Annotated in this window: 21 protein-coding genes; 18 read left to right on the forward strand and 3 right to left on the reverse strand. The window is 39.9% G+C overall.

Annotation, left to right across the window (positions count from 1 at the left end):
* Positions 1–85 precede the first annotated feature (85 nt).
* From ehuB to CSV61_RS12065, 15 genes are all read left to right on the forward strand, one after another.
* Positions 86–973: an ectoine/hydroxyectoine ABC transporter substrate-binding protein EhuB gene (gene ehuB / locus CSV61_RS11995; protein ID WP_083033385.1), complete on the forward strand. Its 888-nt coding sequence runs from the start codon at positions 86–88 to the stop codon at positions 971–973.
* A 93-nt stretch (positions 974–1,066) separates the two neighbouring features.
* Positions 1,067–1,726, forward strand: coding sequence for an ectoine/hydroxyectoine ABC transporter permease subunit EhuC (gene ehuC / locus CSV61_RS12000; protein WP_099639395.1), 660 nt, complete (start codon positions 1,067–1,069; stop codon positions 1,724–1,726).
* Positions 1,726–2,409: an ectoine/hydroxyectoine ABC transporter permease subunit EhuD gene (gene ehuD, locus CSV61_RS12005; RefSeq protein WP_099639396.1), complete on the forward strand. Its 684-nt coding sequence runs from the start codon at positions 1,726–1,728 to the stop codon at positions 2,407–2,409. Before ehuC ends, ehuD begins: the two co-directional genes overlap by 1 nt.
* 26 nt (positions 2,410–2,435) lie before the next feature.
* Positions 2,436–3,212: an ectoine/hydroxyectoine ABC transporter ATP-binding protein EhuA gene (ehuA, locus tag CSV61_RS12010; RefSeq protein ID WP_099639397.1), complete on the forward strand. Its 777-nt coding sequence runs from the start codon at positions 2,436–2,438 to the stop codon at positions 3,210–3,212.
* A 479-nt stretch (positions 3,213–3,691) separates the two neighbouring features.
* The gene (locus CSV61_RS12015) at positions 3,692–4,450 is read left to right on the forward strand and encodes an SDR family NAD(P)-dependent oxidoreductase (protein ID WP_158233848.1); all 759 of its coding nucleotides are present in this window, start codon (positions 3,692–3,694) and stop codon (positions 4,448–4,450) included.
* 587 nt (positions 4,451–5,037) lie between these two features.
* Positions 5,038–6,477 (forward strand): aldehyde dehydrogenase family protein, encoded by a 1,440-nt coding sequence (locus CSV61_RS12020; protein ID WP_099639399.1) that lies wholly within the window; start codon positions 5,038–5,040, stop codon positions 6,475–6,477.
* Positions 6,478–6,612: 135 nt separating this feature from the next.
* Positions 6,613–7,527, forward strand: a complete 915-nt coding sequence (locus CSV61_RS12025) for an ABC transporter permease (protein ID WP_099639400.1) — start codon at positions 6,613–6,615, stop codon at positions 7,525–7,527.
* Between the two features lie 16 nt (positions 7,528–7,543).
* The gene (locus CSV61_RS12030; RefSeq protein ID WP_158233849.1) at positions 7,544–8,446 is read left to right on the forward strand and encodes an ABC transporter permease; all 903 of its coding nucleotides are present in this window, start codon (positions 7,544–7,546) and stop codon (positions 8,444–8,446) included.
* Positions 8,447–8,495: 49 nt separating this feature from the next.
* The gene (locus CSV61_RS12035) at positions 8,496–9,557 is read left to right on the forward strand and encodes an ABC transporter ATP-binding protein (protein WP_099639402.1); all 1,062 of its coding nucleotides are present in this window, start codon (positions 8,496–8,498) and stop codon (positions 9,555–9,557) included.
* Positions 9,532–10,497 carry an ABC transporter ATP-binding protein gene (locus CSV61_RS12040; protein WP_099639403.1) on the forward strand — a complete coding sequence of 322 codons (966 nt, stop codon included), beginning with the start codon at positions 9,532–9,534 and terminating at the stop codon, positions 10,495–10,497. The genes CSV61_RS12035 and CSV61_RS12040 overlap by 26 nt, the downstream gene beginning before the upstream one ends.
* Before the next feature lie 179 nt (positions 10,498–10,676).
* Positions 10,677–12,164, forward strand: coding sequence for a carotenoid oxygenase family protein (locus CSV61_RS12045; protein ID WP_199173626.1), 1,488 nt, complete (start codon positions 10,677–10,679; stop codon positions 12,162–12,164).
* Between the two features lie 46 nt (positions 12,165–12,210).
* Complete coding sequence (locus CSV61_RS12050; protein ID WP_099639405.1) at positions 12,211–12,918, forward strand: alpha/beta fold hydrolase; 708 nt, start codon at positions 12,211–12,213, stop codon at positions 12,916–12,918.
* Between the two features lie 263 nt (positions 12,919–13,181).
* A complete protein-coding gene (locus CSV61_RS12055; RefSeq protein ID WP_099639406.1) occupies positions 13,182–14,735 on the forward strand; it encodes an ABC transporter substrate-binding protein in 1,554 nt (517 codons plus the stop codon).
* A 303-nt stretch (positions 14,736–15,038) separates the two neighbouring features.
* On the forward strand, positions 15,039–15,221 hold the full coding sequence (locus CSV61_RS12060; protein WP_099639407.1) for a hypothetical protein: 183 nt from the start codon (positions 15,039–15,041) through the stop codon (positions 15,219–15,221).
* Entirely contained in the window at positions 15,214–16,638 is a 1,425-nt protein-coding gene (locus tag CSV61_RS12065; RefSeq protein WP_099639408.1) for an amidase, read from the forward strand. The genes CSV61_RS12060 and CSV61_RS12065 overlap by 8 nt, the downstream gene beginning before the upstream one ends.
* Positions 16,639–16,778: 140 nt before the next feature.
* On the opposite strand, the gene CSV61_RS12070 is transcribed toward CSV61_RS12065, so the two are convergent.
* The 3 genes from CSV61_RS12070 to CSV61_RS12080 form a co-directional block, all read right to left on the reverse strand.
* Positions 16,779–17,756 (reverse strand): metal ABC transporter solute-binding protein, Zn/Mn family, encoded by a 978-nt coding sequence (locus tag CSV61_RS12070; protein ID WP_199173627.1) that lies wholly within the window; start codon positions 17,754–17,756, stop codon positions 16,779–16,781.
* 61 nt (positions 17,757–17,817) lie between these two features.
* A complete protein-coding gene (locus CSV61_RS12075; protein WP_099639410.1) occupies positions 17,818–18,687 on the reverse strand; it encodes a metal ABC transporter permease in 870 nt (289 codons plus the stop codon).
* Positions 18,687–19,427 (reverse strand): metal ABC transporter ATP-binding protein, encoded by a 741-nt coding sequence (locus CSV61_RS12080; RefSeq protein ID WP_099639411.1) that lies wholly within the window; start codon positions 19,425–19,427, stop codon positions 18,687–18,689. Before CSV61_RS12080 ends, CSV61_RS12075 begins: the two co-directional genes overlap by 1 nt.
* Positions 19,428–19,845: 418 nt before the next feature.
* On the opposite strand from CSV61_RS12080, the gene CSV61_RS12085 reads away from it, so the two are divergent.
* The 3 genes from CSV61_RS12085 to CSV61_RS12095 all read left to right on the forward strand — a co-directional run bounded on the left by CSV61_RS12085 (position 19,846) and on the right by CSV61_RS12095 (position 22,546).
* Complete coding sequence (locus CSV61_RS12085; protein WP_099639412.1) at positions 19,846–20,424, forward strand: LemA family protein; 579 nt, start codon at positions 19,846–19,848, stop codon at positions 20,422–20,424.
* Positions 20,424–21,224 (forward strand): TPM domain-containing protein, encoded by an 801-nt coding sequence (locus tag CSV61_RS17220; RefSeq protein ID WP_143561095.1) that lies wholly within the window; start codon positions 20,424–20,426, stop codon positions 21,222–21,224. Before CSV61_RS12085 ends, CSV61_RS17220 begins: the two co-directional genes overlap by 1 nt.
* Before the next feature lie 1,088 nt (positions 21,225–22,312).
* Positions 22,313–22,546, forward strand: coding sequence for a glutaredoxin family protein (locus CSV61_RS12095; RefSeq protein ID WP_099639414.1), 234 nt, complete (start codon positions 22,313–22,315; stop codon positions 22,544–22,546).
* Positions 22,547–22,561 lie beyond the last annotated feature (15 nt).

Here is a 22,561-nt window from a genome sequence, read left to right on the forward strand (position 1 = left end):
AAAATCGTTTGAACTTATTAATTCACTATGGTAATCTATCAACTAACTTACTAATAGTTTGATAAAAAAATCAAGGGGGAGAATTATGAAGAAATCGGCGATAGGTGTTTTGGCAGTGATGATGCTTATAGTACTTGCAGCTTGCGGGAATGGGGATGCAGATTCGTCAAGTAATGAAGGCGGAAGCAAATTGGATAATATGAAAGAAAAGGGCGTTGTCAAAGTCGGCTTTGCCAATGAGAAACCGTATGCGTATGAAGAAGATGGGGAATTGCAAGGTGCAGCGGTCGCTATTGCCAAAGCGGTTTTTGAAAACTTGGGAGTGGAAGAAGTAGACGGTCAGCTTTCTGATTTTGGCCAATTGATCCCAGGCTTGGGCGCAGGGAAATTTGATGTCATTACAGCGGGTATGGCCATTACGCCTGACCGTTGTTCAAGTGTTTCATTCGGAGAACCAGAGATTAAGTATGGTGAAGGTTTGATCGTTGAAACGGGTAACCCAATGAATTTAAAAAGCTATAAAGATATCGCTGCGAACCCAGATGTTAAAGTAGCCGTGATGAGCGGTGCAACAGAGAAAGACTTTATGTTGCGCGAAGGGATCGCAGAAGATCAGATTATGATGGTTCCCGATATTCCGGCGTCATTCTCTGCGGTAGAATCCGGACGTGCAGCAGTTACGACAGGTACAGAAATGACTATCAAAATGGCGCTCGAGTCTGCGAACAATGAAAAGCTAGAGTTCGTGTCAGACTTCGAACAGCCAGATATTGAAGGAGTGCCAAGCTTCGGTGCTGCAGCTTTCTTGAATGACGACGATGAATTACGAGAAGCCTATAACGAAGAATTACAGAAGTTGAAAGATAGTGGTGAAATCGCCGCATTGATCGAACCATTTGGTTTCACTGAAGAAATGAATATAGTAGAAGACGACATTACGACAGAAAGTGTTTGTAACGGCGATAACTACTAAGTACACAACCGGGTCATGCCCAACAGCGGCATGACCTTTTTAATTCGCGAAATGAAATAGATGGAAGTAAAACAATTATAATGGAGTGGTTTTGTGAGTTCCTTACCCGATATTTTTTCCACTGTCGTACAAGGGTTAGGTATTACGCTACAGGTACTAGTACTATCAATTATCTGTGCGAGTATCATCGCATTCGTCGCGGGCTTATCACGCGTCCATACGAATCCGCTTATTAAAGGATTCACTGGTTTTTATGTAGAGATTTTCCGTGGAACATCATTGATTGTACAGCTATTTTGGTTTTCCTATGCGTTACCGGGTTTATTCAATATCCATCTAGGTAGCGATATATGGGTAGCCGTGCTGGCAATCTCCTTGAACTACGGAGCGTATATGTCTGAGATTGTGCGAGGATCGATTCAAGCGGTGGCTGCTGGTCAAACGGAGGCTTCCATTGCATTGAATTTATCCAAGTTTCAACGTATGCGTCATATTATTCTTCCGCAAGCTCTACGCATGATGCTACCTGAATACGGCAATTATTTAATTCAAATTTTAAAAGCAACATCATTGGTTTCATTAATCGGACTAACCGATTTACTGTATTACGGAAATATTTATCGAAGCACGCACTTGTCGGAATCTCCGATGGTATATGTACTTCTACTCGTCATGTACTTTGTTATTGCATTGCCATTGATTTTCTTCACAAGAAGAATGGAAAGCGTATCGAAGAAAGGAGTGGCTAGCTAATGACTTGGAGTTGGGACGTATTCTTTTCCGTTATTCCACTAATATTTAAAGGACTATGGATTACAGTCGGTTTGACGCTGGCTTGCTACTTATTCGCTGCGATCTTTGGGTTTGTATGGGTATTCATTAGTCGCATACCTTGGCGGCCTGTGCGCTGGTTATTTGGCTGGATTGCTGAATTTATCCGCTCTACGCCACCACTCGTGCAGTTGTTTTTCATTTATTATGCATGGCCGATGATACCGGTCGTAGGCGTGTCATTGAACCCATTCGTAGCCGCAATTTTAGGGCTTGGCATTCACTTTAGTACATATATGTCTGAAGTATACCGTTCGGGTATTGAGTCTGTCGATAAAGGACAGTGGGAAGCTTCTACTGCACTGAATCTGTCGACACGTCAAAAGTGGATGAAAATTATTTTACCGCAAGCGATTCCACCAACCATTCCGATGCTTGGGAATTACTTGATCATCATGTTTAAAGAAGTACCGTTAGCTTCAACGATCGGTGTGGTAGCGATGCTTCATATCGCGAATGATTATGGTGCTCAATATTACAAATATGTGGAGCCGTTAACGGTAGTCGCATTATTCTTCTTATTGCTAAGCTATCCATCTGCACTGCTGATCAATAAATTAGAGAAGAAATATAATCGTCGGTTCGACAAGAAGACGTTAGCGTAAGAAACAAAAAAGAAGGAGAGGATCAGATCGTGGAACCGATCGTACAATATAAAGATGTGCACAAATCGTTTGGTAAGACGGAAGTATTAAAAGGAATTGACCTAGACATTAAGCCTTCTGAGAAAGTTGCGCTCATTGGACCTAGTGGTTCTGGTAAGACAACGATTATCCGCATGCTAATGACACTCGAAGAGCCTACTGCAGGCGCGATTGAAGTGAATGGAAAAAACTTGTGGATGATGCAGAAAAAAGGGGAATGGGTCACGGCGGATGAAAAACATTTACGTTCTATCCGTGGGGATATCGGCATGGTATTCCAGCACTTTAATTTGTTCCCGCATATGTCGATTCTCGAGAACTGTATGCTGGCCCCTGTTCTCGTCAAAAATGAGAGCAAAGCGGAAGTGAAAGCTACAGCAGTAGAGATGCTAGAAAAAGTGGGGCTTGGCGATAAAATCGAACTGTTCCCCGCACAATTATCAGGTGGTCAAAAACAGCGTGTCGCGATGGCGCGTGCATTGATGATGCGTCCGCAAGTGATGCTGTTTGACGAAGTAACATCCGCACTGGACCCTGAACTCGTCGGAGAAGTGCTAGAAGTCATTCGGGATCTAGCGAAAGAAGGAGAGATGGCGATGATCCTGGTCACGCACGAAATGGATTTCGCACTCGACATTGCAGATCGTGTCGTGTTCTTGAATCAAGGGGTCATTGAAGAAGAGGGACCGCCTTCGGAAATACTATTGAATCCCGAAAGTGAGCGACTGCAAGACTTCTTGGGACGTTTTATGAATAGTCGATAACACACAAGTGGGTGTCTCCGTAGAGAGGCATCCACTTGTTTTAAACTCTAGTATACTGCTGAGAAGACTCCGATTGTAAGGTATTATGTTTAAGAAATTTCTATAACTAAATAGTAGCTACTAGTATATAAGCATATTACTGCATTACGAATTGCTAATGAAGTTAAAGCTTTTTTAAATAGCACCCCTATTAAATTTCCCATTCAATGTTCAGACTATTTTTAAGTAAAGTAAAAAGTTAAAAACATTCCGCCAGTGTAAATATTTTTCACATTAATTATTTATTGAAAATTCATCATTGACACAATATTTTAAATAAACTATAATATTTTTGTGTACGAAAATAAATTCTACTGGCGGTAAAATAAATAAGTTAATTGTGTATAACTGCAATAATGAGAAAGAGAATGTTTTTAGGTTAATGAGTATATTTACATGATTGGAGTAAGACCATAAAAAAGTAGTCAGGAGTGACAAGAGTGTTTACATTTAAAGGGAAAGTTGTTTGGGTGACTGGAAGTGTAACAGGGATTGGAAAAGAAATCGCAATGGAATTTGCAAAGTACGGGGCTGATGTTGTCGTACATAATTACGATAATAGAGAGAAAGCTGAAAAAATCGTTACAGAACTTAAAGAACAAGGTACAAATGCGCTTTTAGTTGAAGGTAATGTGACGAATAAACAAGATGTTGAAACAATCGTTGAACAAATTAAAGAGCACTATGGTCGATTAGATATTTTGATTAATAACGTAGGAGGTTCACCATTTAAATTTTCTTTTGAAGATTTGGAAGAAGAAAATTGGGATGCAATGATTAATTTGAATCTTAAATCCACTTACTTTGTTACTCGTGCTGCATTAGATTTAATTAAAGAGCAAAAAGGAACGATAATCAATACGTGTTCAGCTGTAGTGCGTTCAGGAGGAATTATCGGAGGAAGTGCTTATACAACTGCTAAGGGTGGTGTCGAAGCACTTACTCGTGCACTGGCAAAGGAATTGGCAAGTAGTGATATTAGAGTAAATGGCGTTTCGCCAGGCTTAGTAGACACACCGTTTCATGCTGTGAATGTAGGAGAGAAATATCCACAATTAATTGATCAAATTCCACTCAAGCGCGTCGGAACACCTAAAGATCTTGTGGGAGCATTTCTATTTTTAGCGTCAGATTATGCAAATTATATCACTGGAGAAATTATCGAAGTAAGTGGCGGTGCCAAACTATCGTCAAACTAGTCAATTAAGAAATGCGTAAAGCTCGTTTCAAACAGCCTTTTGTCGGTATTTTACTGGTGACTGGCTGTTTCATTTTTTAAATTACTATGTTTATTGAGTAATTGATTTAGCACTTTGATTTATGACCAGTAATCAATCAGTATATTTTGCTGAAAGTGAATCCTACTCAACGAGAAATACTGCCAAACATTAGCTACATAAAAATTAAATTAAAACATCAGCTAGGAGATATTTTTATATAATAAAAAGATAATAATATTTATCCAATTTAATGTATATATGTAATTAATGAGTGAAGAAAGTGGAATACTTTCAAATAGTTTTATATGAAAGTTTTTTAAAAATAATATTTCTCTATTAATTCGACATAAAATTAGTAGAAAACAAAAGTGTAATATATTAATTGCTGTTGACTTCAAAATATTTAGAATTATAATAATTAATAACATATACGGAAATGGTTTTCTTTTAAAGATATATAGTTGGAGTTTATTTTATAATAGATAACAATTTCATCTATCCAATAAGAGAAATATGTAAGCGCTTTATTGGAACAAATTAAATAAAGATAGACGGGAGGATTTTTTATGTACGATGTAAAACAAAAAGTCATGAATGTACGAAATCCAAGAACAGGGCAACTCGATTATCAAATGGTGCCGATAAATCCTCAACAGTTAGAGAAACAATGTACTGATTTACGAGTAGCGCAAATTGAATGGCAACGACTCGGAGTCGACGGAAGAATTAATATACTGAAGCAATGGGGGCAAGTAATAGAACAATCTAGAGAAAAATTACTTGCCGCGGTGACAATAGATACAGGTCGTCATCGAGAGAGCATTATAGAGATCGATGCGATTACAAATTGGATAAATGGATGGAGCAAAATTGCTGAAAAGGAATTCATGCCAATTACGCAAATAACATCCATTGATTTTATAGAAATGGAAAGTGACTACTCGGCTTATCCTCTTGTAGGAATCATTAGCCCTTGGAACTTTCCGATGGCACTCTCACTGATGGATGCTATACCTGCTTTATTGGCTGGATGTGCAGTAATCATTAAGCCAAGTGAAGCAACACCACGTTTCACGGAACCGTTGATGGACACGATTAAACAAGTTCCTGAACTTTCGAAAGTTATTACCTATGTGCTAGGCGCCGGTGAAACAGGTGCTCAACTTCTTGAACATATAGATATGGTTTGTTTTACAGGAAGCGTGGCAACTGGTCAAAAAGTAGCGGTTGAGGCAGCACGACGTTTTATACCTGCATTCCTAGAGTTAGGTGGAAAAGATCCAGCTATTGTTACAAAGTCAGCGGATATTGATAAAGCGACTTCTGCCATATTGGTAGGTTCGGTTTTAGGATCAGGTCATCAATGCTATTCGCTTGAACGAATATATGTTGAAGAGACAATCATGGCAGAGTTTGTAGCATGTCTAATTAAAAAGGCGAGCCGTTTACAGTTAGCCTACCCTGTGCCAGAAAGTGGAGAGATTGGTCCTTTGATTTTTGCACCGCAAGCTGACATTATTGCTGAACATTTGCGAGATGCAGTAGAAAAGGGTGCACACATTCATTGTGGAGGTGAAATTGAAAAAATTGGAGGAGGACTATGGTGTCGTCCAACTGTCATTACAGAAGTCCATCATGATATGAAATTAATGAAGGAGGAGACGTTTGGTCCGATCATGTCGGTTATGTCGTTTAAAGATGTAAAGGAAGCAATTCGCTTTGCGAACGACACGGAATTTGGTTTAAGTGCTGCAGTATTTGCTGGGACTGTCGATGAAGCGAAAGCAATTGCACGTCAAATAGATGCAGGTGGTATTAGCATTAATGATACAGGGCTTGCAGCGATGTTTATTGGAAGTGAGGGCAAAGTAGAGAAAACTTCATTCAAAAGTTCAGGATTAGGAGGCTCTCGTTTAGGCTCAGCTTCAATAAAACGTTTTGTACGAAAAAGAGCTCTTCTTTATAATACAACTTCCACTCGTTCACCATGGTGGTATGAAGAATGACGTAAGCTATTTACGGAAATAATGATCATCAACAAGTTTTACGTTCTACAAAATTATTAAAATGAAATATATTTTGGTTAAATTAAAGTAAACAAATATGGAAAGTATGGATATTTGTTGAGAAGGAGGAGTAGAATGTTAGATTTTATTATAAAACGGGTCATACAGACTGTAATTGTTATATTTTTGGCACTCACAGTCGTATTCTTTCTTATTCGCCTCTCAGGAGATCCTACAGTACTAATGTTGCCTCCAGATGCCCCGCCAGAACAATATGAAGAATTTCGAAAGCAACACGGTTTTGATCAACCTCTCCACATTCAATATATCGACTTCATTAAAAACTCAGTTAAAGGGGATTTTGGAAACTCAATTCGGATGGGTACAAGCTCAGTCGCATTAGTGGTAGAGAGATTACCAGCAACATTCCAGTTAGCTTTAACTGCCTTGACATTATCCGTGGTTATCGCAATCCCGATAGGTGTCATTAGTGCATATCGACGCAATACAATTGTAGACCGACTTGGCGTTGGCTTCACCATTATGGGTCAAGCCGTTCCGAACTTTTGGCTAGGACTCATGTTGATCTTCGTATTTAGCGTTTCATTTAAAATATTGCCAGCAAGTGGCGGTGGCTCAATTGCCCATTTAATTCTTCCTACAATTACATTGGCCATGCATAGCGTCGCGAAATTTGCACGTTTTACAAGATCAACGATGTTGGATGTGTTGCGAAAAGATTATATAAGGACTGCAAAAGCATCCGGTACACCTACTAGTAAAATTTTAATAAAGTATGCTCTGAAAAATGCTTTAATTCCTCTCCTGACGTTAATCTCGCTGGAGTTAGGGACTTTACTTGGCGGAGCAGTCATTGTTGAAGTAGTGTTTGCTTGGCCAGGCTTAGGTAGATTACTTATGGAATCATTACTGAATCGCGACTTCCCTGTTGTATTAGCAGGCGTATTCTTTATTGCCTTAATTTATACTTTCATTAATTTCATAACAGACATGCTTTATGCTGCCGTTAATCCACAAATACGGTTATAGAAAGGAGGGATTTCTAATGAATCAAGTGTCAGTAGGAGATAAAGTGTATACAGCAAAACCGCAAAAGAAAGAGCTTAAGATAGTTTCATTAGCAAAAAGGTTAGTAAAAAGTCCTTTTGGTTTACTAGGGTTCCTCGTTATTTTAGGCGTGTGTGTGGTCGGTCTATTTGCACCTGTCATAGCGCCTTTCAATCCTGTAGAGACGGACTTAACGAAAAAGTTACTAGCTCCTATGACAGGTGGTCACTTATTAGGGACAGACCAATTAGGTAGAGACATACTCTCGCGTATCATTTACGGAACGCGTATTTCACTTATAATCGGAATAACTACCGTGTTCTTTGCGGGTATTGTCGGTACAACTGTAGGTGTATTGGCAGGTTATTTCAGAGGGTGGCTCGATGTTGTACTAATGCGAATTGTGGATGTACAACTCAGTTTTCCGTTCATTTTGCTTGTACTAATTATTAATGCGGTTTTAGGGTCAGGGTTAAAAAACATTATGATTTCGCTGATTGTTGTAGGGTGGGTATCTTATGCTCGTGTCATTCGGAGTGAAGTACTAGCAATCAGAGAAAAAGAATTTATACATTCTTGTTTTGCGACTGGCGTTCCACGCTGGGAGATTATAGTAAAGCATATTGTACCCAATTTATTTACCCCATTAATCGTTTTAGCATCGCTTCAAGTTTCAACATTCATTATAGCTGAAGCCTCTATAAGTTTCCTTGGTTTTGGTGTACAACCTCCAACACCGGCTTGGGGAAATATGTTAAATGAAGGTAAAAACTTTATATTAAGTTCATGGTGGTTAATTACATTCCCTGGACTAGCATTAGTTATTACAACGCTGGGTATAAATTTGTTTGGTGACTGGCTAAGAGATGAACTAGATCCCGAGATGAATCAAAATCGTTAATTCAACGATTTGAATAACAATAAATACCAAAAAGGAAGAGGTGATTCTTTTGAGTACTAAACGTCCTTTATTAGAAATACGAGATTTAGATGTTTCTTTTCAAACTCAAAAAGATCCCTTACGAATCGTTCATGGGCTAAGTCTTACGCTAGAACAAGGTGAGACGATTGGGATCGTAGGCGAGTCAGGAAGTGGAAAAAGTGTTACGTCGCTCGCTGTCATGGGTCTATTACCTCAACCAACCGGCTTCATTAGTAATGGTGAAATATTATTAGACGGTCGTAAAATTTCTGGGTTGAAAGAAAAAGAGATGAGGAAATTACGTGGGAATGAAATTTCTATGATATTTCAAGAGCCAATGACTTCATTGAATCCAGTCTTTACAATAGGTGACCAGTTAAGTGAGCCGCTAAAGCAACACACAAAGTTAAATAGAAAAGAAAGAAAGACTAAAATTATCGATATATTGAAGACGGTAGGCATTCCACGTCCAGAACAAATTATCCACGAATACCCTCATCAACTATCAGGTGGAATGCGCCAAAGGATTATGATTAGCCTAGCCATGCTAGGAGAGCCCAAATTATTAATTGCGGATGAACCGACCACTGCGTTAGATGTAACAATTCAAGCGCAAATACTAGACTTGATACGCAGAATTAATGAAAAGAAAAACACATCAGTCATGCTGATCACACACGATCTCGGGGTGGTTGCGGAAATTTGTGATAAAGTAGCCGTCATGTATGCAGGAGAAATCGTAGAATACACAGATGTACGCACATTATTTGACAAGCCACTTCATCCATATACGCAAGGCCTTATTGCTTCCATGCCGGATAAAAATGAACGGAAAGGAGAACTGTATTCTATTCCTGGAAACGTTCCAAGGCCTACTGAATTGCCGCAAGGCTGCCATTTCTCCACACGCTGCCCGCTCGCCATGGAGCGTTGTCATCAAGAATCGCCACCTATAATTTCAAGTGGAGGTAATCACACGGTAAAGTGCTGGTTACATGATAGCGCAGTTAAAAAAGAAGGGGAAGAAGCAAAAGAACAGCTGGTGGAAAAGGAGGAAGAATATAATGTCCGACACGCTATTACAAGTTAACGAGTTAAAAAAACACTTTGCAATTAATAAAGGATTATTTAAACCTAAAGTCTTTATTAAAGCTGTCGATGATGTATCTTTTTCCGTTAAGAAAGGAGAAACGTTCGGCATCGTTGGGGAATCAGGTTGCGGGAAATCAACTACAGGTCGGACAATATTACGCCTTAATGAGTTAACATCGGGCGAGGTAATATTGGATGGTGAAGATATTAGTAAATTTTCCTATGAAGAGATGAGAAAAACTCGAAGTAAATTACAAATGGTATTTCAAGATCCATACGCTTCATTAAATCCGAAAAAGACCATTCGGCAAATATTAACAGAGCCTCTACGAGTTCATGGCCTATTTACAAAGCAAGAACGTGAGAAAAAGGCTACTGAGATTATCGAAATTGTCGGATTGCATGTATCCCATTTAGATCGTTACCCTCATGAATTTTCTGGTGGGCAGCGGCAACGAATAGGTATCGCAAAAGCAGTGATTTTACAACCTGATTTAATTATCGCAGACGAACCAGTGTCTGCTTTAGATGTATCTATTCAATCACAAGTCATTAATTTACTGTTAAAACTTCAAAAGGATTTTAACTTGACCTACATTTTTATATCGCATGACTTAGGTGTTGTGAAACATATTACTGATCGCGTTGCAGTCATGTACCTAGGCAGAATTGTTGAACTAGCGGATACAGGAAGTTTATACGATAAGCCAATGCATCCATATACACAAGCGTTACTTTCAGCAGAACCTATTGGACATCCAGATGAAAAAAGAGAGCGTATCATGTTGAAAGGGGATGTACCGAGTCCAGCTAACCCACCGAGTGGTTGTACATTCCACACACGTTGTGTCAGTTGTATGGATATATGTAAAACGCAGGCACCTCGTCTTACAGTTATGGAAGATGGACATTCTGTAGCTTGTCATTTATACGAATAAGAGCTCTGTAATTTAAAGGTAAATAGCAAGAGTTAAATGATTCAACATACACATGGTTTTGATTATCTAATACGTATTGCTTTAAGTCTTATTGTAAAGTAAAAATACGTATTTAAGATAGTAAAAATATAGTATCACTTTTAATCTAAAATACTTTAAGAAAAGAAAGGAAGATGAATTTGATTAAAGTTGAAAATGAAGTGAAATTAACAATTGCTGAGGACGAAACGAACCCACTATTGCAAGGGCACTTTACTTCTGTGGGAAAAGAATACACGGCGACGTCAGAAAGTTTGCAAGTTATCGGAGAAATACCTAAAGATTTAAAAGGGATTTATGTTCGTAATGGACACAATCAAGTACATGCACCAATGGGGGTGTATCATCCATTCGATGGTGACGGAATGCTTCATGCAGTTCATTTTGAAGACGGTAAAGCGACATACCGTAACCGTTTTGTGCGTACGACTGGTTTTTTGGCTGAGGAGGCTGCCGGTAAATCATTGTGGGCTGGGATTCTTGAACCTCATTTAAATACGCGTCAGGGATGGGGAAGCATGCGTACAATGAAAGATAATGCTGGAACAGATGTCATTGCGCACGCGGGAAAGTTACTTGCGACGATGTCTCAATGTAGTGAAGTAAATCGACTTGATCCCATTACGTTAGAGATGCTTGAACCAGATGCGTGGAACAAGACAGTTGCCCCTAATGGTATTTGCTCACACTATAAAGTCGATAATGATACAGGCGAAATGATGTTTTTTAACTTTAGCGAAACATACCCATATATGCATTACGGAGTAGTGGGTCCTGATAGTGAACTTAAACATTATGTACCGATTGATCTACCTGGTGTTCGTTGGCCACACGACCTTGGAGTTACAAAAAATTATTCGATCCTTCATGACTTGCCGTTCATATTTGACCCTGAATTGCTTGAAAAAGGGGAAAGAAAAGTAACGTTTTATGATGATATGCCCGCCCGTTTTGGTATTATACCTCGCTTAGGAACGAGTGAAGATATTAAATGGTTTGAAGCGAAACCTTGCTTCATTTATCATCTTTCAAATAGTTATGAAAGTGGAGACAGTGTCATAATGGAAGGTTGCGTTACATTTAATCCTAAAAAACCAGTTGTAGGTAAGCAAGGCGAGGATGCAATCGCTAATGTACAGAAGAATTTTGATGCATCTATCATAAAATACAAAATGTATCGTTGGACATTCAATTTGAAAACAGGACAGACAAAAGAAGAATTTCTTGACGATGAAGTAACAGAGTTTCCTGTTGTGAGTAATGACTATGTTGGGAAAGAGTACCGCTACAGTTATAATTCTGTTTTGAGTCTTGATAAACCTTGGTGGTTAAGCGGTCTTAAAAAGTATGATTTGAAAGAAGGCACAAGTCAAACATATGATTACGGAGAAGGACGCTTAGGAAGTGAACCACATATTGCTCGTCGTGAAAATGCAGTAGGTGAAGATGATGGCTACTTGATTACATTAATCACAGATATGAATGAAGATCGCTCTGAATGTCTTATTCTAGATGCGAAAGATCTTACAATGGGCCCGGTAGCACGTATTATCTTGCCACACCGCATACCTGCTGGCGCACATGCCGCTTGGGTTGAATCTGACCGTATCAAAGGTGAATTGCTCTAACTTTATTATTTATTAGCAGTACAAAAGAGGAAAAGGGGAGTATTGGATGAGTCAATATGTTGAAAATCTTGTATTAATACCTGGCTTAAATAACACAAAGCAAGCGTGGAGCGGTGTAATGGAAGCTCTACCAGCATCGGTAAACAAATATGCAGTTGACGTTCCAGCGATGACTGACATTAATCAAATAGCTGAAGAATTACTAAATACGTTACCTGAAACGTTTCACTTGGCTGGTCATTCATTTGGTGGTTTCATTGCACTGGCTATGTTAGAGATGGCTCCGGAAAGAATATCGGGCCTTTCTTTAATTGGCACAAACGCCAATGCAGAAAAGGAGGAAGTAAGAGAACTTCGCAAAAAAGCGATAGCCCGAGCGTTGTCAGGCGAATATGAAGAGATGATCAGCGCTGCGTCTCATCGCACTTTTCATCCAGATAATCTAGGTAATGAAGATCTTCAGATTCTTCGTAAGCAAATGATAGAAGATTATGGAGTAGAGCGCTACGCTGCACATGCTGAAGCTACAATGAACCGTCCTGATAGAAGTAAAATATTAACTGAAGTAGACATACCATATTTATTTGTTTCAAGCATAGACGATATAATTGTTCCATTAGAAAGTACAAAAGAAATGTTGCAGTATGCTCCAAAAGCTGAATTTGTAATAATTGAAAACAGTGGTCATTTAATTCCACTAGAGCAACCAAAAGCTTTAGCAGTAGAAATGTTACCATGGCTAGAAAAGAAGTAATATTTGTAGGTTTTTGAACAGACCCCTTGATTATTACAATAAAAATGAGTAACCAAATGATTCGGCATCAATGGGTAGTGTGAAAACATCACTGGAAGAAATGATGAAAAGTGAGGAAACCTCTACAATCTCCTAGTTAATAGATAATCCGTGAATTTATATTTCATGAATGATTACGTTTTACGATAACTAGTATCAGTTTGTAATTTGTTTTTGGAACATTAAATAAATTTACACCATTTTAATTTAAAGGGAGAGATTTCATGAGTAATTCACGGAAATTTACTTTGTTACTACTTTTCGCTATTAGTACATTACTAGTCGCTTGTACAGCTGGAACTGCGGATGAATCTTCAATAGACACTGGAGAAACTGTTGACAATACGAAAATATCCATTGCGGTAGCAGCAGAACCCACAACCTTAATGGGGAGTATGTCACCAGATTACTCGGTTTTCTCAATTAATAAGAATATATATGACCGTTTAGTTGATTACGATGGGAAAGGCAACTTTACTCCAAAACTAGCAACTGAATGGAAAAGCATTAATGAGAATACTTGGGAATTTAAACTTAGAGAAGATGTCAAATTCCACAACGGTGCCCCTTTTAATGCAGAGTCTGTTAAATATACAATTGATTACATGTTAGACCCGGCTAACAAATCAATCTACGGAAGTCGCTGGAAATCAGAGCTTGAGGAATTGAAAGTTATTGATGATTATACTGTACAATTTGTCACTAAAGATCCAATGGCTGGATTTTTAAGTAGAGCAGTCACTGATTTCCAATTCATTGAACCTAGTTATGTAGAAGAAGTGGGTGTAGAAGAAGCAGCTAATAAACCAATAGGTACAGGACCTTATAAATTAAAGGAATGGAAAAAGAGTGAATACCTAGTGTTTGAATCAAATGAAGAATATTGGGACGGTGCACCAGAAATTAAAGAAGCCACTGTTCGTTTTATTCCCGAATTTAGTTCACGCTTATCGGCTCTACTAAGTAATGATGTTGATTTAATAAAAGGTGTTCCTGTAGATTCGATCGATCGCGTTGAGTCTGATTCGAATGCAAAAATCATTTCTGGTTTGACAGGCAGACCTTCACAAATCTTGTTAAACACATTTAAAAAGGGTCCATTGGAAGATGTAAGAGTTCGCCAAGCACTCAATTACGCAATTGACACAGATATGTTACTTGAAAATGTCATGAACGGAAAAGGCCAGAAACTACTTGGAACGATGACTCCGATTAATCTTAATTACACGGAAGTCCCGGGGTATGGATATGATCCTGAAAAAGCACTAGATTTAATTGCCGAAGCCGGATATAAGCCAGAAGATATTAAACTAACCTTCAACACAACAAATGGCGTGTACCCAATGGATAGCCAAGTTACACAAGCGATAGCAGGAGAACTTGAAAAGCTTGGAATGGATATTTCAGTTGAACAAGTAGAATCAGGTGTTTTCATGGAAAGGCTAGGTAGTCAAAAAATGGACGAGATGGCATTCATGACATTTGCAGCATCTACAGAAGCTGAAAGTTATTTGTCATTCTTATTCACACCAACTGCAACCTATCGCTGGCACAACGACCCAGCTTTATTGGAGGAAATAAAGACTAGCTTTAGTGAATTTGATCCAGAGAAACGTCAACAAAATTTTGAAGACATTCAAAACCGTTTATATGAAGAAGCTGTCACGATTCCGTTGTGGACTCCAGATGATATTTGGGGGGCACGAAATGATATTGAATTTGAACCGAGATTTGACGAAGTAATAGAAATTGTTGATATCAAGCGTGTTAGTAAATAAAATGAGATGAAATTATTCCTGAATGCTGAGTATAATCATTGATATTTTTTAAAAATGGAAATAGTGTAGGCATGTAATGAAGAAGAGGTTGTTCTCTCACTCACATTGCAAAAGCTATTACGTTTCATCATTAAGTAAAAAAATCCTTATAAATGGGTTAGTAGTTTACTACGTATACCCATTTATAAGGTATTTTTATTAGTGCTCGATAATCATACAAGTATCTATTTTAATTGATGTGGACAGAGCAATAATGTGTAAGCTTAACTTTTACAAAAAAAAGACTTTAAGGAGAGAATCGACATGAAAATAATGATCGAAGAAGTTTTGCTTGAGAGGGGTATTCATGTTACACAAACAGAATTAGGAATCATAACGGTAAAATGGCAAGACTTTAAAAAAATAAAGAATGGATTTGAAAAATATAATTTAAAAGAGTCCGACATTGCACTTACTCATCATGTAGGAAGTGTCAACTATGAATGAAGACATCCATGAAAAAACGATATCAGAATTGGCTCCACTTATAAAAAGTAAACAAATTTCTCCTAAAGAGCTTACTTCAGCCGTGTTACAACAAATTAAAAAAGTCAATCAACATGTGAATGCATTTATAGAAGTCACTGAAAATAAGGCATTAAAACAAGCTGAAATAGTAGAAGCTGAAGTGTTTTCGGAAAACTATCGGGGTCCGCTTCATGGCATACCGATAGCGATTAAAGATAATATCTATATAGCGAATGAAGTAACGACTATGGGATCTGACATACATAGACATTTCATTCCTCGAGAAAATGCGACTGTAGTTGAAAAGTTAAAAGAAAAGGGTGTCATATTTACTGGTAAACTAAATTTACATGAATATGCAGGAGGCGTAACCAATGATAACCCTCATTTCGGTACATGTAGAAATCCATGGGATCTAGAGAGGATTCCAGGTGGCTCAAGTGGTGGATCAGCGGTTGCTACTGCAACCAGCATGTCGATCGCGACATTAGGCACCGATACAGGAAGTTCGATCCGCTTGCCAGCTGCCTTCTGTGGTGTAACTGGATTGAAGCCGACTTTCGGATTGGTTAGTAAATACGGAGCATTTCCTCTAGCTTGGTCATTAGACCATATTGGACCCTTGACGAAAAATGCAAAGGATGCAGCTTATCTATTGGAAGCGATTACTGGATATGATGCAAATGATCCTTCGTCAGTAAAGAGTGCTGTAACAGATTATAGCAATCAATTAACGGGGTCTGTGAAAGGATTAAAGATAGGGATTATTGAAGACTACTTTTTTAAAAATGTCGATACAAGAATCGAAGAGGTTGTTAAAAAGTCCATACAGTCATTAGAACAAGCAGGTGCTACAGTGGAAGTCATTAAGATGCCTTCACTATCTCTCGTGGAATATGCACACACTATTACAATGATAGCTGAAGCGAGTACGGTTCATCACGATAATTTGCTATCAAGAGAGAAGGATTTTAGCGCTGATTTTAGGCTTATCTTAAAGTTGGGAGAATTACCATCAGCAGTAGATTATTTGCAAGCGCAACAAATACGTCATCAAGTTAACAATGATTTTGCTAATTTGTTTAAAACAGTGGATGTTTTAATATCACCAACCACTCCACTCTTACCGCCGAGAGTCGGGCAAAACCCTTCAATCAATAACAAGGAGGTAGATATCTCAGATCAGGGTAGTCGTTTTACGAAACCACTTAATCTAACAGGTCTTCCGGCGGTCAGTGTACCATGTGGTTTTACTGGGAATCTACCTGTCGGAATGCAAATAATAGGCCCGCCATTTAAAGAAGGAAGGATTTTAAATGTAGCGTATACGTTAGAGCAATTGCATCCGGAATTTCAACAGATGTCTCCTATCATAAAAAGAATTGATCAAATATAGGAAAGTTTAAATTCGAATTAGTGCTAGGCGTAGTAAAAAAGATAGTAACTCGTTGAATATCCTTTACGTAAAAAAAAGAAATTCACAAGGAGAGTGACTTTCTTTTTTATCATAGCTTTGCAGTTAGTTGACCAAGACCCTTATCGCTCTTTACTCAACTCATCATGAATGAGATCCATATTATAGTTCAAGTATTTTACATACGTATCAACTTCGTCACCAGGATTACCGATTTCGTCGGAGTAGATCGGCTTTTCGGCAATCGGAACGCCAGTCTCATTGGAGACAGTTTCCATTGGACGAGGATCTACGTTAGATTCCACGAATAACACAGGTACTTTATGTTCTTTGATAAAGCCAATGAGTTCCTTGATTTGTTTAGGAGAACCATTTTCTTCTGTATCAATTTCCCAGATAAACGCTTCTTTCAAGCCATAGTGGTCATTCAAGTATTGGAATGCACGTTCACTTGTTATGAGCACGCGGTTTTCTTCAGGTATTGTAGAAAGACGCTCTGCGAAGTCATCATCGAGCTCTTGTAGACGTTGTACGTACTTGTCGCCTTGCTCTTTGATCTTGTCGCCATCTGTCGGGTGTTTATCAATCAATACATCCCGCATAGCTTCAGCCATCTTCACGCCAACAGCTGGATCGATAAACGCATGTGGGTTGATTTCCTCATCTGTGCCGTCTTCTCCGCCAATATATTTCGGCTCTATTTCTTCAGTCAAGCTATAAATGTTCTCCTCTTTCTGTCCAACGGAGTCCATCATTCTGAAAAACCAGCCGTTTTCTCCGCCTTCCAGGTTTAACCCGTTGTAAAATAATACGTCTGCGTCAGTTGCGGCTTTAATATCATTTGGTAACGGCTCATATTCGTGAGGATCTGTTCCCGTTGGTACTAAGTTATACACATCAACGTAGTCCCCACCGATTTCACGTGCCATATCCGCAATGATAGTAAATGACGTTACCACTTTTAGCTTGTCGCCTGTTTCGGCTACTTTGTCACCGTCGCCCGTACCTTCTGTCTTGTTGCCTTCATCGTCATTACCGCATGCCGCCAACATAAACACGGCGAGCAATGACAACGTTAGCCATTTTGCTAAGTTTTTCATGTAATACATTCTACTCCTTTATGGTTAATGAATTTATAGTACCGCTGTAGCGGTTGGTCCCTTACTCAGTTGCGCTTGAAATCGATTTACGTTTCATTTTCTTGCGGAACATACCAACGACAACGCCTTGCTTAGGTGAGAATAAAAATGCCAGGACGAAAATGGCTGTCGCGGCTAAAGCAATCACGGGTCCGGATGGCATGTTGTACAAGAAACTGAAATACAGGCCGGTAATGGAGGATACAGCACCGAAAAATGCTGCTAATACGACCATGATCGATAAGCGATTCGTTAACAGATACGCTGTGGAAGCAGGTGTGATCAATAAAGAGACAACGAGAATCACGCCAACAGTTTGTAATGAAGCGACTGTAACCAATGTCAATAAAAACATAATCGCGTAGTGAATTAGACGCGTTTTCAAACCGTAAGCCGCAGCCATTGTTTCGTCAAAACTAGAAACGAGAAGTTCTTTAAAGAACAACACAACGACTACAATAACGATGGCACCGATAATCAACGTCAGCCACATATCAGAACTGCGGACAGACAACACATTACCGAATAAAATCTGCGTTAAGTCTGTCGCGCTTTTTGCTTGTGTAATTAAAATAATCCCGAGAGCGAAAAACGCTGAAAATACAATCCCGATAGAAGAGTCATTTTTGATTCGACTATTTTGAGATATGGCGCCGATACTGAATGCTGTCAGAACACCCGTAAATACTGCGCCGTAGAAATAATTAATGCCAAGCATATAAGAAATGGCAACACCCGGTAGAACCGCGTGGGAAATCGCATCGCCCATCAAAGCCATACCGCGGAGAACGATGAAACTACCAATGACTCCACAAATGATGCCGACCATGATCGACGTAATCAAGGCTTTTTGTAAGAAACTGTACGTCATTAAGTCTTGAATAAACTCCATTACATAGAAACCTCCAAGCCGTCGATCATAAATTCACGATTGTATGCTTTCGCCATATTTTCTGACTGGAATACTTTACTAGTCGGGCCTGCATCAATTAACTCTTTATTAATGAGAACCAACCCATCGAAATATTTTTTTACTTTTGATAAGTCATGGTGAACGACGAAAATCACTTTGCCAGCCGCTCGCATTTCGCGTAAAATCCCAATAATGATTTCTTCACTGGATACGTCAATTCCAACGAATGGTTCATCCAGAAAGAAGTAATCCGCTTTTTGGGCTAGCGCACGTGCAAGGAACACTCGTTGCTGCTGGCCACCTGATAATTCACCAATTTGGCGATTGGCGAAGCTTTCCATACCTACTTGCTTTAAACACTCCATCGCCCATTCTTTATCTGCTTTACGCGGACGTCTTAGCAAGCCGACTTTAGGATACGTGCCAAGCAAGACCGTATCTTTTACAATGATCGGGAAGTTCCAATCGATATTTGAACGCTGAGGAACATAAGCGATCTGCTTACGCATAGAATCCACCGTCTTACTACCGAATTTCACATTCCCATGATCTTTATGAATTAAGCCAAGCATAGCTTTCATCAATGTTGATTTACCCGCACCATTGGGTCCGAGAACACCGATCAAACTACCGGCTCCAAATGAAAACGAAACATCTTTTACAACTTCATTACCGTCATACGAAACACTTATATTATTGACCGTGATCGGATCTATCATCCAGTTTCCTCCTCTTTTCTTTCCTTAGTGCAACTTTCAGATAAAAAGAATACAACTTTTATTTTAATCAAGTAGCAGTATAGTTTTTTTTATAAGTAATAATATAAAACAATAGTTTCCCTTATGCAACTCTAATGCATGATTAGGACTATATTGTTTCCCTAGCGCAACTTTTAATAGTATAGCCCACTCAAAAATTTCTGTAAAGTAGTTAGTGAAAATATTGTCGCAGATTTTATCTAGAAGCACATTGAATCGAATAGATGTGTCATATTGTATGTAGTTTATGCTTATATATAGGAAGTAAACTGGACATAGACCCAACAACTCACGTTAAAAATATCGCCACGGGAAGTTTGGTGAGTGAAAGAAGTAGGGTAAGTACATACTAATGAGATGACGAGAGGAGTAGTGATCGATGAAGAAATTTTCTGGCCCGCTTATAGCCATTATCGTGTTAGTAATTATCGCGGCGATTATGATCGTCCCTTCTTACAACAAGTTAGTGAACTTAGAAGAAGATGTCGACCAGTCGTACGCGCAGATCGAAACGCAATTACAACGTAGAGTAGATTTAATTCCGAACTTAGTCAATACGGTGAAAGGGTATGCCTCACATGAAAAAGAGGTGCTTGAAAACATTGCGAACGCTCGTAGTAAAATGGCTGGGGCACAAGGTCCTGAAGAACTAGCAGCAGCTGATTCAGAACTATCGAGCGCGTTAAGTCGTTTATTAGTAGTAGTGGAAAATTATCCTGACCTAAAAGCGAACCAAAACTTCCAACAGTTAATGGATGAATTAGCAGGTACAGAAAATCGTATCGCCGTTGCGCGTAAAGATTATAACGACGTCGTGTCGGTTTTTAACAGAACCGTTAAACGATTCCCAGGTAAAATCGTTGCTTCGATCTTCGGATTCGACGAAAAAGAATACTTCAAAGCGGTCGAAGGGGCGCAACAACCGCCATCAGTCGATTTTGGGGATGACGCGAAGTGATGAACCGCGTCTGCATGTTCATCGTAGCCCTACTAGTGGCCCTTACTGGTACTACGACCGTTCATGCAATTACAGATGTGGTCGTGGATGACGCGGACATTTTATCACCCACCCAAGAAGCGGAGATCGAAGAATACGGCATACGCCTGCAAGCAGCAACGAAAGCAGAACTCGCTGTTCGTACAGTCTATTCACTTGAAGGCGAACCGGTTGAGGACTATGCGCTTCGGGTGCTTCGTGAATTACAATTAGGCGATAAAGAAATGGACAACGGCGCATTGCTCGTCGTTTCCACAGAAAAAGATGAAGCGGCAGGTATCAATCGTGAATTTTATTTAGCCACTGGCTACGGTTTGGAAGGAGCACTTCCTGACGGAAAAGTGGGACGTTATATTGATGAACTCGCGATTCCCTATTTAAAACCTGTACAAAAACAGGAACCTGAACGGCCAGACCTCGCGATTATAGAAACGTACAAAGCATTCTATAATGAAATAGCTGCAGAATACGGACTAGAAGGCGATGAGTTGCCAGTCGTATACCCCGAGCAAGGTGAAGAAGATGTAGGCATGCCATCATTTATTTTCGTGATTATCGTTCTCTATATACTCTTCCGCGTCTTTTTCGGCGGCGGAGGAAGAGGCGGAGGTGGCGGTCCACGTGGCCGATCTAGCGTGGGACCGATATTTTTCCCTAGCTCCGGTGGCGGCGGCTTCGGAGGTGGAAGTAGCGGCGGAGGCTTTGGAGGCTTCGGCGGCGGTGGTTCCGGTGGTGGAGGCGGAGCAGGCCGAAGTTGGTAATGGCTTGCTTCGCAGGAAAGTGACAATGACTCGAATTTTGAGTTATTGTCACTTTTTTTAGGTTGAGTACTGTATGAAGTTCCGCGATATGACAGCTCATCTTCCTCCATTGTATCTGCCGCGCTATTTATCTTTACGCAGTTAATGTGGTGGAGGGAGGCGCTCAATGTATCACGCTATCCGCTCAATGTTGCTTCGCTACCGCTCTATACGTAGCGTAATCCGCTCTATTGCGCCCCCCAACCGCTCATAGTTCCACGTTGTCCGCTCTATGCAACCCCATATCCGCTCTAATCTCGCGGCGTGACAGTGTATCTCCTCACATTGTATCTGTCGCGCCATCTAATCTTTACGCAGTTACTGTGGCGGAGGGAGGCGCTCAATGTATCGCGCTATCCGCTCAATGTCGCTTCGCTACCGCTCTATACGTAGCGCAATCCGCTCTATCGCGCCCCATAACCGCTCATAATTCCAAGATATCCGCTCTATGCAACCCCGTATCCGCTCTAATCTCGCGGCGTGACAGTGTATCTCCTCACATTGTATCTGTCGCGCCATCTAATCTTTACGCAGTTACTGTGGTGGGAGGAGGCGCTCAATGTATCGCGCTATCCGCTCAATGTCGCTTCGCTACCGCTCTATACGTAGCGTGATTCGCTCTATCGCGACCTACATCCGCTCATAATTCCATTTTGTCCGCTCTATGCAACCCTGTATCCGCTCTAATCCCGCGGCATGATAGTTTGTTTTCCCGCATTGTATCTGTCGCGCCATCTAATCTTTGGCTTCAATGTTTTCGCTCAATAAATCTAGCAATCCGCTCTATACCATCCGGCTAGCGCTCTATAAGCAGCGTGATCCGCTCTATCGCGACCTCCAACCGCTCATAGTTCCAGGTTATCCGCTCTATGCAACCCCGTAACCGCTCATACCCTCACGCCAACCGCTCATACCCCCAAGCCAACCGCTCAATCCACCCCCACAACCGCTCATAACCTACCCAACCACCCAACCACACAAAAAAATGCAAATCCCTAGAAAAACAACCCATTCCATGCCATCATAAGTAAAAACGAGGTGATCCACCAATGAAAATTCAATTTTACACAAAACCTAACTGTGAGCTATGCGAAGAAGCGGAACGAATGCTTCACTTGGTTGCAGAAGACTATCCACTTGAGTGGCAGACAATTAATATAGAAGAAGATGACGAAATCCACGAGAAATACATGCTGATGATCCCGGTTATTGAGCACGAAGGACAGGTGTTAACATATGGAAATATCGGTTATATCGATGTTTTGCAATTAATTGAACAGTGAAAACGCTTTCTTATT

This window comes from Sporosarcina sp. P3 (genome assembly GCF_002743415.1).
Lineage (GTDB): Bacteria > Bacillota > Bacilli > Bacillales_A > Planococcaceae > Sporosarcina > Sporosarcina ureae_A.

Bases quoted from the DNA above. Each gene is read 5' to 3' on its own strand.
- ehuB (WP_083033385.1), top strand. From the start codon at position 86: ATGAAGAAATCGGCGATAGGTGTTTTGGCAGTGATGATGCTTATAGTA.
- ehuD (WP_099639396.1), top strand. From the start codon at position 1,726: ATGACTTGGAGTTGGGACGTATTCTTTTCCGTTATTCCACTAATATTT.
- CSV61_RS12020 (WP_099639399.1), top strand. From the start codon at position 5,038: ATGTACGATGTAAAACAAAAAGTCATGAATGTACGAAATCCAAGAACA.
- CSV61_RS12025 (WP_099639400.1), top strand. From the start codon at position 6,613: ATGTTAGATTTTATTATAAAACGGGTCATACAGACTGTAATTGTTATA.
- CSV61_RS12030 (WP_158233849.1), top strand. From the start codon at position 7,544: ATGAATCAAGTGTCAGTAGGAGATAAAGTGTATACAGCAAAACCGCAA.
- CSV61_RS12040 (WP_099639403.1), top strand. From the start codon at position 9,532: ATGTCCGACACGCTATTACAAGTTAACGAGTTAAAAAAACACTTTGCA.
- CSV61_RS12050 (WP_099639405.1), top strand. From the start codon at position 12,211: ATGAGTCAATATGTTGAAAATCTTGTATTAATACCTGGCTTAAATAAC.
- CSV61_RS12055 (WP_099639406.1), top strand. From the start codon at position 13,182: ATGAGTAATTCACGGAAATTTACTTTGTTACTACTTTTCGCTATTAGT.
- CSV61_RS12060 (WP_099639407.1), top strand. From the start codon at position 15,039: ATGAAAATAATGATCGAAGAAGTTTTGCTTGAGAGGGGTATTCATGTT.
- CSV61_RS12065 (WP_099639408.1), top strand. From the start codon at position 15,214: ATGAATGAAGACATCCATGAAAAAACGATATCAGAATTGGCTCCACTT.
- CSV61_RS12070 (WP_199173627.1), bottom strand. From the start codon at position 17,756: ATGAAAAACTTAGCAAAATGGCTAACGTTGTCATTGCTCGCCGTGTTT.
- CSV61_RS12075 (WP_099639410.1), bottom strand. From the start codon at position 18,687: ATGGAGTTTATTCAAGACTTAATGACGTACAGTTTCTTACAAAAAGCC.
- CSV61_RS12080 (WP_099639411.1), bottom strand. From the start codon at position 19,427: ATGATAGATCCGATCACGGTCAATAATATAAGTGTTTCGTATGACGGT.
- CSV61_RS12085 (WP_099639412.1), top strand. From the start codon at position 19,846: ATGAAGAAATTTTCTGGCCCGCTTATAGCCATTATCGTGTTAGTAATT.
- CSV61_RS17220 (WP_143561095.1), top strand. From the start codon at position 20,424: ATGAACCGCGTCTGCATGTTCATCGTAGCCCTACTAGTGGCCCTTACT.
- CSV61_RS12095 (WP_099639414.1), top strand. From the start codon at position 22,313: ATGAAAATTCAATTTTACACAAAACCTAACTGTGAGCTATGCGAAGAA.